Origin of the sequence: Nostoc sp. XA010 (genome assembly GCF_020829625.1) — a bacterium.
Lineage (GTDB): Bacteria > Cyanobacteriota > Cyanobacteriia > Cyanobacteriales > Nostocaceae > Nostoc.
The window spans coordinates 1-14,935 of record NZ_JAIVFX010000017.1; the positions used below are offsets into that span (position 1 = coordinate 1).

Annotated in this window: 16 protein-coding genes and 2 pseudogenes; 9 read left to right on the plus strand and 9 right to left on the minus strand. The window is 40.1% G+C overall.

All coding sequences use genetic code 11. From position 1 onward, the window contains the following. Window positions 1–151 precede the first annotated feature (151 nt). Together LC608_RS22370 and LC608_RS22375 are read left to right on the plus strand one after the other, a co-directional pair. A pseudogene (locus tag LC608_RS22370) lies at window positions 152–510 on the plus strand (type II toxin-antitoxin system RelE/ParE family toxin). 5 nt (window positions 511–515) lie between these two features. After that, window positions 516–701 (plus strand): hypothetical protein, encoded by a 186-nt coding sequence (locus tag LC608_RS22375; RefSeq protein ID WP_229555608.1) that lies wholly within the window; start codon window positions 516–518, stop codon window positions 699–701. Window positions 702–839: 138 nt separating this feature from the next. Here the strand turns inward: LC608_RS22375 and LC608_RS22380 are convergent, their stop codons facing one another. The 5 genes from LC608_RS22380 to LC608_RS22400 form a co-directional block, all read right to left on the minus strand. Further along, on the minus strand, window positions 840–2,006 hold the full coding sequence (locus LC608_RS22380; protein ID WP_229555609.1) for an EcsC family protein: 1,167 nt from the start codon (window positions 2,004–2,006) through the stop codon (window positions 840–842). A 93-nt stretch (window positions 2,007–2,099) separates the two neighbouring features. Continuing rightward, a complete protein-coding gene (locus LC608_RS22385; RefSeq protein ID WP_229555610.1) occupies window positions 2,100–2,465 on the minus strand; it encodes a type II toxin-antitoxin system PemK/MazF family toxin in 366 nt (121 codons plus the stop codon). After that, window positions 2,452–2,700: a hypothetical protein gene (locus LC608_RS22390; protein ID WP_229555611.1), complete on the minus strand. Its 249-nt coding sequence runs from the start codon at window positions 2,698–2,700 to the stop codon at window positions 2,452–2,454. The genes LC608_RS22385 and LC608_RS22390 overlap by 14 nt, the downstream gene beginning before the upstream one ends. A 75-nt stretch (window positions 2,701–2,775) precedes the next feature. Then, on the minus strand, window positions 2,776–3,597 hold the full coding sequence (locus tag LC608_RS22395) for an alpha/beta fold hydrolase (protein WP_229555733.1): 822 nt from the start codon (window positions 3,595–3,597) through the stop codon (window positions 2,776–2,778). Between the two features lie 171 nt (window positions 3,598–3,768). Beyond that, the gene (locus LC608_RS22400; protein ID WP_229555612.1) at window positions 3,769–4,494 is read right to left on the minus strand and encodes a 1-acyl-sn-glycerol-3-phosphate acyltransferase; all 726 of its coding nucleotides are present in this window, start codon (window positions 4,492–4,494) and stop codon (window positions 3,769–3,771) included. Between the two features lie 368 nt (window positions 4,495–4,862). Between LC608_RS22400 and metG the strand changes: the two genes are divergently transcribed. The 5 genes from metG to menH all read left to right on the plus strand — a co-directional run bounded on the left by metG (window position 4,863) and on the right by menH (window position 10,061). Beyond that, window positions 4,863–6,467 carry a methionine--tRNA ligase gene (metG, locus tag LC608_RS22405; RefSeq protein WP_229555613.1) on the plus strand — a complete coding sequence of 535 codons (1,605 nt, stop codon included), beginning with the start codon at window positions 4,863–4,865 and terminating at the stop codon, window positions 6,465–6,467. Between the two features lie 166 nt (window positions 6,468–6,633). Continuing rightward, on the plus strand, window positions 6,634–7,263 hold the full coding sequence (locus LC608_RS22410) for an NYN domain-containing protein (RefSeq protein WP_229555735.1): 630 nt from the start codon (window positions 6,634–6,636) through the stop codon (window positions 7,261–7,263). Further along, the gene (gene lptC, locus LC608_RS22415) at window positions 7,263–8,474 is read left to right on the plus strand and encodes an LPS export ABC transporter periplasmic protein LptC (RefSeq protein WP_229555614.1); all 1,212 of its coding nucleotides are present in this window, start codon (window positions 7,263–7,265) and stop codon (window positions 8,472–8,474) included. Before LC608_RS22410 ends, lptC begins: the two co-directional genes overlap by 1 nt. Window positions 8,475–8,617: 143 nt before the next feature. Then, on the plus strand, window positions 8,618–9,019 hold the full coding sequence (locus LC608_RS22420; RefSeq protein ID WP_229555615.1) for a metal-sensitive transcriptional regulator: 402 nt from the start codon (window positions 8,618–8,620) through the stop codon (window positions 9,017–9,019). Between the two features lie 220 nt (window positions 9,020–9,239). Then, the gene (gene menH / locus LC608_RS22425) at window positions 9,240–10,061 is read left to right on the plus strand and encodes a 2-succinyl-6-hydroxy-2,4-cyclohexadiene-1-carboxylate synthase (RefSeq protein ID WP_229555616.1); all 822 of its coding nucleotides are present in this window, start codon (window positions 9,240–9,242) and stop codon (window positions 10,059–10,061) included. Between the two features lie 14 nt (window positions 10,062–10,075). Here menH and LC608_RS22430 read toward each other — a convergent pair whose 3' ends face one another. Beyond that, complete coding sequence (locus LC608_RS22430) at window positions 10,076–10,738, minus strand: glycoside hydrolase family protein (protein ID WP_229555617.1); 663 nt, start codon at window positions 10,736–10,738, stop codon at window positions 10,076–10,078. Between the two features lie 274 nt (window positions 10,739–11,012). On the opposite strand from LC608_RS22430, the pseudogene LC608_RS37635 reads away from it, so the two are divergent. Beyond that, window positions 11,013–11,162, plus strand: a pseudogene (locus LC608_RS37635) (DUF29 family protein); the annotation flags it as partial. 234 nt (window positions 11,163–11,396) lie between these two features. On the opposite strand, the gene LC608_RS22435 reads toward LC608_RS37635, so the two are convergent. After that, window positions 11,397–12,053 (minus strand): NAD(P)H-binding protein, encoded by a 657-nt coding sequence (locus LC608_RS22435; protein ID WP_229555618.1) that lies wholly within the window; start codon window positions 12,051–12,053, stop codon window positions 11,397–11,399. Between the two features lie 178 nt (window positions 12,054–12,231). Here LC608_RS22435 and LC608_RS22440 point away from each other — a divergent pair, with 178 nt between their 5' ends. After that, a complete protein-coding gene (locus tag LC608_RS22440; RefSeq protein ID WP_229555619.1) occupies window positions 12,232–12,906 on the plus strand; it encodes a DUF1997 domain-containing protein in 675 nt (224 codons plus the stop codon). A 58-nt stretch (window positions 12,907–12,964) separates the two neighbouring features. On the opposite strand, the gene LC608_RS22445 is transcribed toward LC608_RS22440, so the two are convergent. Both LC608_RS22445 and LC608_RS22450 read right to left on the minus strand, forming a co-directional pair. Next, window positions 12,965–13,435, minus strand: coding sequence for a DUF4079 domain-containing protein (locus LC608_RS22445; RefSeq protein ID WP_229555620.1), 471 nt, complete (start codon window positions 13,433–13,435; stop codon window positions 12,965–12,967). 232 nt (window positions 13,436–13,667) lie between these two features. Further along, window positions 13,668–14,858 carry a transposase gene (locus LC608_RS22450; RefSeq protein ID WP_229555621.1) on the minus strand — a complete coding sequence of 397 codons (1,191 nt, stop codon included), beginning with the start codon at window positions 14,856–14,858 and terminating at the stop codon, window positions 13,668–13,670. Window positions 14,859–14,935: the final 77 nt, after the last annotated feature.

Below are 14,935 nucleotides of genomic sequence, written 5' to 3' on the forward strand. Positions count from 1 at the left end.
GTAAGTCGTTTAAATTTCCTTGAAGTAAGCTGCTTGGCTCTCCAAAATTTCACTGCTAATTTAAGCCCCAATCATAAAGAAAGCAAATTTCTAATCATATCACAAAAAACTTTTGCAAGAGTTCTTATGAAGTTTTAACCATAATAAATTAGTGGAATGGCAAGTTGAGTTTCATGATGATTTCGAGTCTGAGTTCGATGCTCTACCTCAAGAAGTAAAAAATGAGTTGCTTGCTACGGCTCAGGTAATAGAAATGTTTGGCCCACAAGCAAAAGTCCTCATGTTGATACGCTCCAAGGGTCGAAGTACGGAAACATGAAAGAGCTACGATTCTCAGCTTTTGGTGGTGTTTGGCGTGTAGCGTTTGCTTTTGACCCATTGAGGCAAGCCATTTTATTGGTAGCAGGTGACAAATCCGGCGTTAGCCAAAGACTTTTTTATAAACACTTAATTCAAAAGGCTGATGCACGGTACAAGAGCCATCTTAAAAAACTAAAAGAAGAAGGGTAAGAAGAATGGGCAAAAGCCTAAGAGAAAGAATTAAAGAACAGCCAATAGAAAACCAAATAAAAATTGAAAGTCGCGCTCAGGAATTAATATCTCAGGAATTAACTAGGCAAAAACTTAGATTAGATAAAAGGAAAAGGTTTAAAAAAAGAGAGGTAGTTATATTTGGAAAAAAATTAATGATAGAACATTAATTTAGTAAAACACTAGACAAGCCTGCCAAGCCGTTGGAGTTTGGCAGGCTTTAAAGTTATTAAAAATGGCTAGTTTTGTGTCTGATACTAGTGAAATCCGCTCATAACTCCACTTTTTTACCTCCTCTGCCTAATGCATTATGCCCCAATTCCATTTTTGTCAATATCAAATTTGCTAGCGATCGCTTCTATTATTTCTTGCTCAACTGGTGTAGTCTTATTGTCAAGCTGGGCAATTTTGTAACACTGAGCGAGCAAGGGTATGGCAAAATCACGATTCAGCTGATTGAGCAGTACATCTAAAGGCTTGGGTGATTTGATATTTTGGGCTATGGCATCCAAGGAGTTAGGAGTGAGGTTTAGAGTTTGTAATTCTGGCAAAATTTCTTCCCAAGTCTTCTCTGGATGGCTGGCGAGGATCATGTGAACTAAAATTTGATCCATGATGGCTTGTTGAGCGATCGCAGTTTCTAAATACTTTTCACTCTCTGCTTTTAATGTTGCTAGTGTCTGTGGCGATGCAAGCGAAGTTGATTCATCTAGCTTGGCTTCGTAAAATCGACAAGCAGCGTACCCCAATGAATAAATCATCGTCGCATTTGAACTAGCTCCTATTACCGCACCCGCCAAGGGTATATTTCGCAGCAAGCCTAATCCCGCAGCTTTTAATAGACGGCCTCCACCCAAGCCCAGACCAAAAATTGCCAAAATTTCACCTTTACGCGCAGGATCTTTTAAATCTAGCCCGTAGACAGATGCAATCTGATAAAGCATTTCTGACTGTATTTTAGTTGTGGCTGTTAAATCAATTGCCAACAATGCAACTGCTATTCCTGGTAAAACACTTGTTGCTAGTCCAACTGTGCCTGCTTGAGTTGCTTTTTCTACCATGATTCGGTGAGCAATCTGGCTAGCTGACTCATTTGGATACTGTTGTTTGAGCTTGTTTACCGCCGCTTCTGCTTTTTCCAAATCAACAGCGTCAGTAGTACCAATTAGCCAATTTAAATTTAATACTCCAGATAGCTTTCTAATCAGCCAATTTTCGCTCAGGTGATTCACAACCTGACCGCTACTTTGAGTTGTTTGCTCAATAAACTTGTGTGTTTCTTTCGCTGTCGCTTCTCCTACACCTACTGCTGTGTCTAAAACTGCTTTGCCAGTCTCAGCAACAGTTTTAATAAAAAACTCTACTATAGACGGTTCATTTTCTACTGATGATTGAGCCTGGATTTGTACTTCTGAAGTTTCTCTGAGTGAATTAACTGATTTATTCACTTCTATTTTTTGTGGTTTGTCTGCCATTGCTTGACACCATCTTGTAAAGCCTCTCTTTTGGTTGTAGCGAAATTATGAGCGGCTCTACATCCCTCTATAAACGTAAATATCAGTTTCAGATTAACTATTTTCTTTTCTGAATAACTGTCTTAATCCATCAGCGATAGAAACATATTGCTCAGGGGTGAGTGTTCCTAAATACGCCAAAACTCGATTTATATCTAATCCTCGCGTTTGATCAAGCAAGACGAGGCAAACACCAGCACCAGCTAACAAAAGCGGATATAAGCTGGGATTATTGAACGCCCAAGAACCACTTTGGGTAGTTAAAGGTGTAATCATTAGCATTGAATAGCGGACTTCTCCCCAAGGTATACCGATCACTACAGCAGGTCGAGTTCCTTGCTGCTCACGTCCTCTAGGAGTACTAGTAGGCAAACTTACTATAATTACGTCGCCACCTTCAAGCAAATCAAGTTGGAGCATTCTTGCCACCAACAACTTTTAGCCCAACTCCAGGGATATATTCTAGTGGCTTGCCTTTTGGCTGTCCTTGGGAACCCCAATCATAAGAGTCTTCTGGAAGGAAATTTCTTTCGCTTTGATTAATTTCGTCATTTAATAATTGCCACAGTTGATGTTTTTCTTCTAAAGGAAGGTTGGCAATGGCATCTAGAAATAATTCAAAAGGAATTTGCGGTTTGACAGTTGTTTTGGTCATAGTAGGTTTTGAGTTTGTTTAATTAATTTCTATTTCATGCGATCGCGCAGCCCGCCGTAGGCATCGCGCCTCACCCTATCCTCTCACCTCTAGCCCCCTGCCTATATCAGCATTACTTTCTAAAAAGTCGTTATCCTTAAGAATTTCATAGAGATTAATATCTTCCTCTAGTAAGCAAGCGTGTCCACAATGGGGCAATACCACAATTTTGGTATTTGGTAAGATATTCCCTATCCGCTTTACTTCCGTTACAGAAGGTAAAAGGCGATCGCTACCACCAGCAATTAGCAAAACTGGTTGAGTTAAGCAACCTAACTGTTCGTTATCAATATCAAATTCTCGCAGTAAAGACAACCGCCAAAGAACGGTTTCTGGCGGCACAGAACGCATAGTTTTCAGTAGTTCGTGGCGATCGCTTCGAGAAATGCGTGGCAAAGATGCTAGAAAAGGCAACAACCCCAGTGCGCCAACATCATACAACTCTGATGGTACCAAGTAAGTAAGTTCAGATGCCCAATTCAACCAAGGACGAAGACGAAAGGACGAAGCTGGGTTAATTAAGATAATTCGCTTAAATAAATGCGGCGTTTGGATTGCTACTTTCATTGCCAAGCAACCACCAAAGGACTCACCACACAGATAAACTGCCCTCTGAGAGCTTTTTTCTAATTCGGCGTAGATTAAGTCCAATACACTTTTCGCTAGCACATCCCAAGTGTTAAGGTCTTTGCGTGGGATCGCTAAACAACGGACATCAAAGCCAGTTTCTAATCCAGCCGTTTGCGATCGCAATAGTTGACCAGTTCCATCCATTCCTGGCAAATATACCAATAGGGGATACTCTGGCTTTACTCGTTTAGGAGTTAGAAAACAAGGATTTAGCTCAACTTCTGAGATAGTCATTAGTCATTGGTCATTAGTCATTGGTCATTAGTCAATGGTATAAAACTTTTGGATTGCTGATTGTTGCTGTTACGAGCTTCGGTACTTTTGAGCAAAAATAAAAAAGATTTGGGAACAAGCTACTGAAAGTCGTGAAGACAATCCAAAATTTAAAATCGAATGCCTCTAATAGCAACCTTGACGCAGTAAATCGCTAATTTCAGCATGACAATGTTCTGTCAGTTCAGCCACAACAGTTCTGGCTTGCTTGCCGTGATATTTTTTTTGATGTTGGGGCGTAATCCAATAAGGGCGACCGATTAACACTGCAACCCGACGATAAAGTACCAGTGGATGCCAACCACTTTGGTTAAATAAAGGTTCTGAAGGGTCAAATAGACTCAAAAGCCTTAAGGGGAAGCCAGAAGTGTTTACTTCTTCTAAGGAGGCGATCGCGATCGGCAAAATTGCTAAATCCTGCACATCAGCCCGTAATGCCAAATGGGCAAATCCTCGTTGAAAGTTACCTACCATGTTTGGCACAGTAAATTTCACCATTGGTTCAGTTCCTTCTGGAAATACTCCTACCATCTGCTTGGACTGCAATAGCACCTGCGAGTGCGAAAAAAAGCTTTGCTGACGGTTTTGAGTTTCTTCCAAAGGAAAACACCCCAATTGTCCAGTGACAATCTCCCGCATTACTGGCACTTGTCCCATGTAGTGATGGCAAGCAAAGCGAATCGGACTCGATAACGCCGCCATTAAAACTAGTGCATCCATAAAGCTGCGGTGATTGCTGACTACCAAAACGCTGGCATCCTGGGGAATCCGATCCTCGTAATAACGAAACATTTGGGTTGAAAGCGCCGCCACCAAAGCGCGAGAAATCTCTAAGGGGCTATTTCGACTCATACCTAATCAATATATTTTTCCGGTAAATATGGCAGTTTATCTTAATTTAATTTTTACATTTCTTTACGACTGCCATGACCGTCTTAAGATAGAAATATCTAATCTACAAAACCAGATAGATTTTCCGGATTCTGGATTATGTATTTTTGATCACAATAATTTCTAATATAAAGTATTCAGAAAAATTATGATAATGATTGACTGTTGTAGGCAAAAATGAGTTGAATTGATGCATATTACAAAACAATTTTTGATATGAAAAGTTTGCTAATATTAAGGTATTATTGGAAAAAATAGAAATAATATTGTATAATTACTTGGTTTTTCCGATAAAAGTAAAACGTTTTATAAGTGAATTTTTATTTTGTATGAATCTAGTAAATAAAAAAGAATTGACATTTGCACTAACAACACCACTATATTATGTAAACGATGTGCCCCATATAGGCAGTGCTTATACGACGATCGCAGCAGATGTAGTGGCGCGATTTCACAGGCTTTTGGGGCATCAGGTATTACTAATTACAGGTACAGATGAACATGGGCAAAAAATTCAGCGATCGGCAGAAACTTTAGGCAAAGCACCACAAGAGTTTTGCGATGAAATTGTTCCAAGTTTCGTTAATTTGTGGCAATTACTCGACATTCAATACGATCGCTTTAGCCGGACTACTGCACCTCGTCATGAAGCGATCGTCAAAGAATTCTTTGATAAAGTCTGGAAATCTGGTGACATTTACCAGGGGCAACAAAAAGGCTGGTACTGCGTATCCTGCGAAGAATTCAAAGAAGAACGGGATCTGCTAGAAGGACACCGTTGCGCGATTCATACTAACAAAGAAGTAGAGTGGCGAGACGAGCAAAACTATTTTTTCCGCTTATCCAAATATCAAACTAAGCTAACAGAATTTTATCAATCTAGACCGGATTTTATTCAACCAGAAAGTCGGCGCAATGAAGTTCTCAACTTTGTAAATCAAGGTCTGCAAGACTTTTCCATTTCGCGGGTAAATCTAGATTGGGGTTTTCCTGTACCAGTTGATCCCAAGCACACCCTTTATGTCTGGTTTGACGCGCTGTTAGGTTATGTAACGGCATTACTAGAACCAGATGCAGAACCGACTTTAGCAAATGCCTTAGAAACATGGTGGCCGATTAACTTGCACCTAATTGGTAAAGATATTCTGCGCTTCCATGCAGTTTACTGGCCAGCAATGCTGTTGTCGGCTGACTTACCCTTGCCAGATCGAGTATTTGGGCATGGGTTTTTGACTAAAGATGGTCAAAAGATGGGCAAAAGTCTGGGTAATACCCTTGATCCTATAGCGTTAGTTCAGCGCTATGGTAGTGATGCCGTTCGTTATTACTTCCTTAAGGAAATCGAATTTGGCAAAGATGGAGATTTTAATGAAGTAAGGTTCATTAATGTTCTGAATGCAGATTTGGCAAATGATTTAGGTAATTTGCTCAATCGCACCTTGAACATGGTGAAGAAATACTGTGCCCAGAATAATGTCCCATCAATCGGCAATGAAGGAATTTCTGACGAAAATCCATTGAAAACAATTGGTTTACGTCTAGGGGAGAATGTAAAACAAGCATACCAAGAGCTAGCTTTCAGTGAAGCCTGCGAGGCCATCCTTTCATTGGTGCAAGCCAGTAATAAGTTTATTGATGAACAGGCTCCTTGGTCATTATATAAACAGGGACAGCAGGAGTTGGTGGAAAAAGTTCTGTACGCAGTTCTAGAATCGGTTAGACTAGCAGCTTATCTGCTATCCCCAATTATTCCGAACATCAGTAGCGATATTTATCGGCAGCTGGGCTTTGGAATAAACTTTAACGATCAAATACAAAGTTCAATCACCGCTCCTTTTGCTACCCATGCGACATGGGGGATACTATCTAGTAAACAACAGTTGGGTACAGCCCAACCGATTTTTAAGCGAATAGAACCCCCAAAAAACGATTAATCCTTATCAAAGTCTGATTTTGTTCAATTTCTTATTTTCTCAAAAAATTTATCGGGGCTGAATTTAAATTAGTCCCGGAACATTATCATAAGCCGCTGTGACTAGCATCTAAAAGTTGGTAATTTGTATCAAAAATAGCAGGGATAATAATTGAGGTATCACAATGATGTTGAATAATTTTGAAACCGATTCAATCTTTACGCCAGAACAGGTTTTGGAGAATCGGGGTCGGGTGGCCATATTTATTGATGGCTCAAATCTATTTTACGCTGCACTGCAACTAGGGATTGAAATCGATTACACGAAGCTCTTGTGTCGATTGACTGGAGGTTCTAGACTACTAAGGTCTTTTTTCTACACTGGTGTAGACCGGACAAACGAGAAGCAACAGGGGTTTCTGCTGTGGATGCGTCGCAATGGCTATCGAGTCATTGCTAAGGATTTAGTCCAGCTACCAGATGGCTCTAAAAAAGCTAACCTAGATGTAGAAATAGCCGTCGATATGATGGCGCTAGTAGATTCTTATGATACCGCAGTTTTAGTTAGCGGTGATGGGGATTTGGCTTATGCGGTAAATTCAGTTAGCTATCGCGGCGTGCGGGTAGAAGTGGTGAGCTTGCGTTCGATGACCAGCGACAGCTTAATTAATGTAAGTGATCGCTACATTGATTTAGAAGCCATCAAAGAAGATATTCAAAAAACTCCTCGCCAAAGCTATCCATACCGCCCGTTATCTGGGATCGGTTTTTTGGAAGACTCCAGAACTAGTGATGGACATCTAGAAATCCAAGAATAATGGCGTATCAATTTCATCAAAGGGGGAGACAGGGAAAGAGAAAAATTAAAAATTTCTCCTCTACTCCTCCCTTCCTTCTTTTCCCTTTAATTTTTTTCTTGATATTTGGTTTAATAAGCTGTGGGGGTAAATCTCCCACAGCTTCTCAACAAAATAATGCGGCTTCATCTAACGAAGATAGCAATTTGACTTTCTTTGATGTCACTTTAGAACAAGCAGATGAAGTAGGAAGACCGATTTGGAGAGTCAGGGCTAAACAAGCAAAGTACACCAAAGAAAAGCAAATTGGTCAAGCTGAAAGTCCTTATGGTGAACTATATCAAGATGGCAAAGTAGTTTATCAAATCAAGGCAGATGTTGCAGATATTGAACAAAATGGAAAGCAGTTGTTTCTGAAAGGTAGGATATTTGCTACAGATCCCAGTAATGGAATTGTATTGCAAGGTAATGAATTAGAATGGCGTCCCAAAGAAGATTTGTTGATTGTCCGCAAACAGATTAACGGTAGTCATAAACAACTACAAGCAGTGGCGCAGGAAGCGCGAGTCAAAACCCGCGAACAGCGCATGGAATTTTCTGGAGGGGTAATAGCAAATTCCATTGATCCCCAGTTACAAGTAAGAACCGAGCATTTAATCTGGAATATTAAACAAGAAAAATTGATTGGCGATCGCCCTTTACAAATTGACCGTTATAAAGATAATAAAATTAGCGATCGCGGTAAAGGAAATTCTGCCGAAGTCAACTTAAAAACGAAAATTGCCACTATTCAACAGAATGCTCAATTAGATTTACTAGACCCACCAGTGCAAATAACTAGTAACTCTATGACCTGGAACATGAACGCAGAAACTGTCACTACAAATTCCCCCGTGCGGATGTTCCAGCGTGCCGAAAATCTTACCGTCACTGCGAATCAAGGTGAAATGAAAATACCACAAAAAACAGTTTATTTAACAGGTAACGTCAACGCCATTGGTCAGCGTCGCCAGTCTTTGAAATCTAATACATTAACTTGGTATCTAGACAATAAGTTAGTTGAAGCTCAGGGAAATGTAGTTTATCGACAAATTGACCCACGGTTAAATTTTACAGGTGAAACAGCCGTTGGTAATCTGCAAACAGAAAATATTGTTGTTAAAGGCGGCACTTCTAGCGGTAGGGTAGTAACAGAAATCATTCCCCAAGAAAGAGCCAATCGTCAGCAGTAGAGTTAGGGGAGTGGGGAGTAGGGGGAACAAGGTGACTTGAGTGAGAATTGGGGACAAGTCTTTTCCCTTGTACCCAAGTCCTCTTACCCACTCCCTACAACCACTAGGCTAGGATCTTAGTACTACAAGTCTTCTGATAACCCATGAATGGATCAAAGCGATTAGGCAAGGAATCCTTGCCAATATTCCAACAAACAGAACATTCCCACCCTCACGATACAAACCACGAGCATACAGATCATACTCATGAGGCTGGAGAGTCGGCTCATCCTCACGTCCATAGCGAAGAGTCATTACGGCGAATTGCCAATCGATTATCGCGGATAGAAGGACATGTTCGTGGTATTAAAACAATGGTGCAGCAAAATACCCCTTGTCCTGATGTTCTACTGCAAATTGCCGCAGTGCGAGGGGCATTAGATAAGGTAGCGCGAATTGTTTTGGATGAACATTTAACTGAGTGTATTGCTAGAGCAGCACAAGAGGGTAATATTGACGTTGAAATTAAACAGTTAAAAGCTGCTTTAGATCGATTTTTACCTTAAGAATTAAAAAAATAAAAAATTAACTAGCACGGCAAGCCATTTTCTAGAGATGCGAGATTTGGTGTATTGACTCAGGCAAAGGGTTATTTATGCCAAAATGAACACAAGTGTCTTATATGTATTATAAAGAGGACGTTTTGGCATTACCTATCTTGCCAAGGATCGAAAAGGCAATGCTTACGTCGGCAAGCTATGGCTAGTTATTGTTTAAACATAATGTATGGAAAATAAGAAGAAAGAAAAATATAAGTTTAACTATTATTTAAATGCCAATAGAAACAAACCTCTAATTCTTTTATTACATGGCTTCATGGGAAACATTAATGAATTCGATGAAGCTATAAAAATACTAACTCAAGACTTTTCTTATCTCATCCTTGATTTACCCGGACATGGTAAAACCCAAGTTTTAGGAAGTGATGAATACTATAAAATACAACCCACTGCTCAAGCAATAATCTATTTATTAGATGAATTAAAAATAGATAAATGCTATTTAATTGGTTATTCAATGGGTGGAAGGTTGGCTTTATATCTAACTGTACATTTTCCAGAACGTTTTATTAAAGTTGTATTAGAATCAGCTTCCCCAGGTTTAGCAACAGAAGCAGAACGATTAGAACGAGTTAGACGTGATGCTCAAATAGCTAGAAAATTAAGCAGAAGTATTATTCAAACTGATTTTGCTGCTTTTCTTTCAAATTGGTACAATCAACCAATTTTTGGTTATATAAAAAATCATCCAGAATACGATCGCATGATAGAATGTCGGTTGCAGAATAATCCATACGAATTAGATAAATCATTGCGCTTCATGGGAACTGGATGTCAACCTTCTTTGTGGCAAAAGCTACAAGAGAATAAAATTCCTTTGCTATTATTAGTGGGTGAATATGATAAAAAATTTATATCTATTAATACAGAAATGGCTCAACTCTGTGAAGCCCAACTAAAAATAATTAGTAATGCTGGACATAATATTCACTTTGAAAATACCTTGGCATTTTTGGAAAACATCAAAGATTTTTTCTATGCAGCTTAAAAATTAGGATAATCTCATTGCTTACTGGGTAACTTTTTCACTGCCTTGCTAGAAGGAGTTGGCGATGGTCTTAAATTGGGCGCTGTTGGTTGATTAGCTGCGGTTAATTCCTCTTGCAGCATTTTTTGATAAACTTTAGGCAAAGAGCTACTAACAGAATTAGTTTCTATGCCATATCCTAGACTTGTCCAGGTGGGAGAAAGCCGCCGCAAAACATCATTTAACTTTCCCTGGCGCAACAGTTGAGAAATATCAACTCCCCAAGCTTTAGAATCATTTAACCAACGGTAAACTACTGTATCTTGATATTCTGCTTCAAAACTATAAGCAGTCCAAAACATCATCTGCATCGGTTTTGGATGATAACGGGGGGCTAAACGATACCAAGTAATGTTGATAATTTGATATCTGCCAGCAGCAGTGGAACAATTACCTGTGTTGGGGCCTATAACAATTGTGACGCATATCTCAGGATGTCGGCTAAGGTCGTTGACTTGCTGCCCACCATACAACAGCGAATAGGGACGATTACCACTCGCTTCACTCGCCGAGATGGTTCGCATTAAAGCGCGGATATAGGGGTCGCCCTTTTTCATGACCAAAGGCGGCTGTTGAACTGCAAAGATGGGATCAGAAGGCGATCGCAAGTCTCCAATATACCATTGCAACAAATACACAAAGCCGAGAAGCGCGGCTATTGGCCCAATAAGTTTTTCAACACCTTTGAATTCAAAGCCTTTCAGAATCCGACTCCTTCAAATTTGTTCTCTTTGCTAACAAAAATCATCGACGAACTTATTGCATTAAAGTTCACACCTGATTGTTAGTTATCATTCCCGATTTGCTCATTTTTTTAAGAATTAGAAAAAATCAGCATAAAGAGATACTCCCAACAATATCGACTAAGTATAAGCTCAATCGCTTCTTGTAGTATTCCAATACTTCTCGCTTTATAACTATTCTCTTAACTGCTTAGATACAGTTTATATTAAAGCCAGAAGACAAGCAATTCAAAAAACAGCTTTACAGCCTGAAATTTTTCCAGAAAAATGCCCTTTTACTCCTGAAGATATTTTCAATAATCAGTACTTTCCAGAATAAAAGTAATTTAGTCGTATTGGTTTTTGTGAAGATGAAAGTAATTAAGATAGCAATGGCTCGTCTATAGTGAATCAGTGTAGGGGTTTAGCATTGCTAAACCCTTTTGCCTGTGGGAGGCAGCGATCGCTTTAGAGAGTGGAATCAAGGGGCGGCTATTTAGATGAAGCAAGCTACTTGACAAAGTGCGTAGGCGTAGGCATAGCTTCTACATGAAGAATAGAATCCTGTGGAATATCAGCACTGTTGAAATAACTCCTTAAAGTTTTTCGGGGTTGCTTCCGGTTTGGCAACAATCTCGACAATTTTATTGCGTGCATCTGGTTCAAACAGCGCCTCAACAGCAACTTGGGCGACTTTTTGCCTGGGTATACTACCGTCGAAAAGTGTATCAGCACTCTGCATCACAATCGCGTCGGAGTTATCTTCATTCTTCAACCCACCAGGCCGCACAATCGTATAGGTAAGACCACTTTTCTGGATATACTCTTCAGCTTGCTTTTTCCACACTAAAATCAGCCAAAACAAGTTCAGTGGATGGAATAACTGCGAAGTACACAAAGAAGAAACTAAGACGAAATGCTCAATTCCCTTTGCCTTAGCAGCTTCTACTAAATTTTTAGTGCCTTCAAAATCTACTTTATAGGGGCCAGTGGGGTCAAAACTAGGTTTTGCACCAGTAGCAACCAACAAAACTGTGCTATCTCCCAACGCAGCAGTTAAACTTTCTGGTTGTAATACGTCGCCTACCACTAATTCGGCTTCAGGAGAGAGAATACCCCTAGCTTTCTCTATATCCCGCACCAAAGCTATGACGGGAATATTCCGCGCTATCAACTCTTGCACAATCCGGCGACCTGTTTCACCTGTTGCCCCTGCTACAAATGCTTTCATGAGAAATGCTATCCTGGGAAACTATTGTGTGCTTGTTCAGTTCTTTATTTTAGTAATTCTATGGACTTGATGGCAGATTAATGAGGTTTCGGTAAAAATGGGATATTAATGTGAAATGACCCAGGTAGATGGGGAATTATTAATATAGACGAACGCTAAAATATACATTAATACATTTATGCTTTCAAAACAAAGCGAATATAAATCCTGGGAAATAACAGAAGCAGTTTTACCTGTAGCCTCCAGCCATGAAGCAGGCGAGGACACATTAATAGAAGCAAATGTAGCGACGGTCACAAAATTTTACGGTCGTTATCAAGATTTTATGGAAATGCCTGCCCCAGCAGAGAAGGTTGCTGAGTATCTTAATAATCACGCCTCATGGTTTTCCCGTTGCGCTGAACCCATGAAGGTGCAATTACTTGGAGAAAATGGCTACGCTCTAGTAATTGGTCGTTTTGGTGCTTTTGGTTATAATGTAGAACCTAAAATTGGTTTGGAATTGTTGCCTCCAGACGAGGGTATTTACCGCATCCGTACAATCCCTATTCCTGACTACCAACCACCTGGTTATGACGTAGACTATCGGGCATCTCTACAGTTAATAGAAAACGATACTTCCAGTAGTATTGGTGAAATTACCAGAGTTGAATGGGAATTGGATTTAATAGTTGATTTGCACTTTCCCAGGTTTATTCAGCGATTACCTAAGTCTATAATTCAATCTACAGGCGATCGCTTACTTAACCAAATTGTCCGCCAAGTCTCCCGCCGCTTAACTCGCAAAGTTCAAGAAGATTTTCAGAAATCTTTGGCAATACCCTTTCCTGCTAATTCTAAGCAAAAGCGGTGAGTCAATAGTTCTTTGTCATTTGTCATTAATTTTTGACAAATGACAAAAACCTACTTAACTATGCTTTAGTAAGAATTCTTTGGACAATTTGTACGCCGGTGACAGCCTGCCAAGCAAAAAGCCCTAAAAGGGTAAAATTTACCAGAATATGAGTTGCCCGCGCCCAATTTGCCCCTTTTTGCATATAGGGGGACAAAGCAGCAGAAAATGCAATCATACCCGTCATACCTAGTCCTGCCAGCAGGTGAGGCGCAACAAATAACTTGCCATTATTGATGTAAGTGACACCCATCCCTCCAATTGCACCTACAACCATCAAAGCTAGGAGTATAGACCCGATTTGGTAGTGTCTAACGTTATATCTACCTTTAATCAGTTCTTTCTTTTCTTCCCCCTGAGCATTTCTGGTACGCTGTACTTGCAGCCCTAAGTAGGCAGCATAAATTGAAACTACTAATAGCGCCCACATGAGCACCGGATGAAAGAAATTCAGCCAATATTTCACCGACGCGGAAAGTTCCAGACTCATCGTGTTCTCGCCCAATTATAAAATCTTCATAAAAATTAGCATAATTCTATTTTCTGTGCTTAAAGTAGTTGCACAAATAAAAAGAGGCTAAGAAAGAGAATAATTTTTATCAACCCAATAGCTAGAATGTTTGCCAAGACTGCTTTTATTGAATTTGAATTTAGAATGATTGACACTCCCCGGCGTGTTCGCCCTTGGCGTTCCCGAAGGGTACGCACGGGGATTCTTGAATCTAAGACATAACTTGCTCAATCAGGGTTTCCCCAGACTGAGTAGAGGTTTTATCTCCCCAAGCGTTGCTTGCGTCTAGCGCAAAGGTTCCGGTATGCCCTACCGTACCCAACCCTCGACTAAGGATTATTCTCGCGGCGTTTTTGTCTCTATCCATCACACAACCACATTTACAAACATGGGTTCTAGTAGATAGTGTTTTCTTGACAATTTCATTGCAACGAGAGCATTCCTGGGTACTATATTGCGGGTTTACCGCAACCGTGACCCTTGAAAATACTTTGCCAAAGTACTCAATCCAGACACGGAACTGATACCAAGAAGCGTCATTAATAGACTTAGCTAAACAATGATTTTTCACCATATTTTTAATCCTCAAATCTTCGTAGGCTATCAAGTCGTTAGACTGAACTACGCACCGTGCTAATTTCACAGCATGGTCTTTACGTTGCCTACTTATTTTGAGGTGGCGCTTACCCAAAATCAGCCTAGCCTTACCCCGATTTTTTGAACCTTTTACCTTTCTCGAAACTCGACGTTGTGAACGTTTAACAACTTTTTCACCAATACGTAGGAATTTTGGGTTCTCAACCATTCTCCCTTCAGAATCGGTGTAGTATTCTTTAAGTCCAACGTCTAAACCGACCGTGTTACCAGTTGGTTCTATGTCAAGAGAACGTTCTATGTCAATACAAAACTGAACATACACACCATCTGCACGTTTTACCAGTCTCACCCGTTTAATCTGGCTAATTTGGTAGAAGTGCAAATCACGAGTCCCTTTGAGTTTTAGACGACCAATACCTTTCTTGTCAGTGAAAGTTATTGATTTACGATTATCTGCAAGCTTCCATCCTGATGTTTTGTACTCAACCGAGCGACAATCTTTCTGGAATTGAGGATACCCCTTTAAGCCTGGAATACCCTTCTTGCAATTGTCATAAAACCTGGAGATAGAAGACCATGCTCTTTCAGCAGAAGCTTGCCTAGCCATTGAATTGAGTTCATTTGCAAAGGGGAAGTTAGCCGCAAGTACAGCACAATACTTCTGCAAATCGTTTTTACCCGTGCCAATAAAATCCATCCATAGCCGAATACAGCTATTCCGAATGAACTTGGCAGTACGGATTGCATCATCTATTGCGACTAATTGCGCTGACTTCCCATAAGCTTTGAACTCAAAAACAAGCATCGTTTTACCTCCTGTCTTATACTATCACGATTGGTATAAGATTAATTAAAAATAGAAGAAAAAGCCGTCGTAGAACG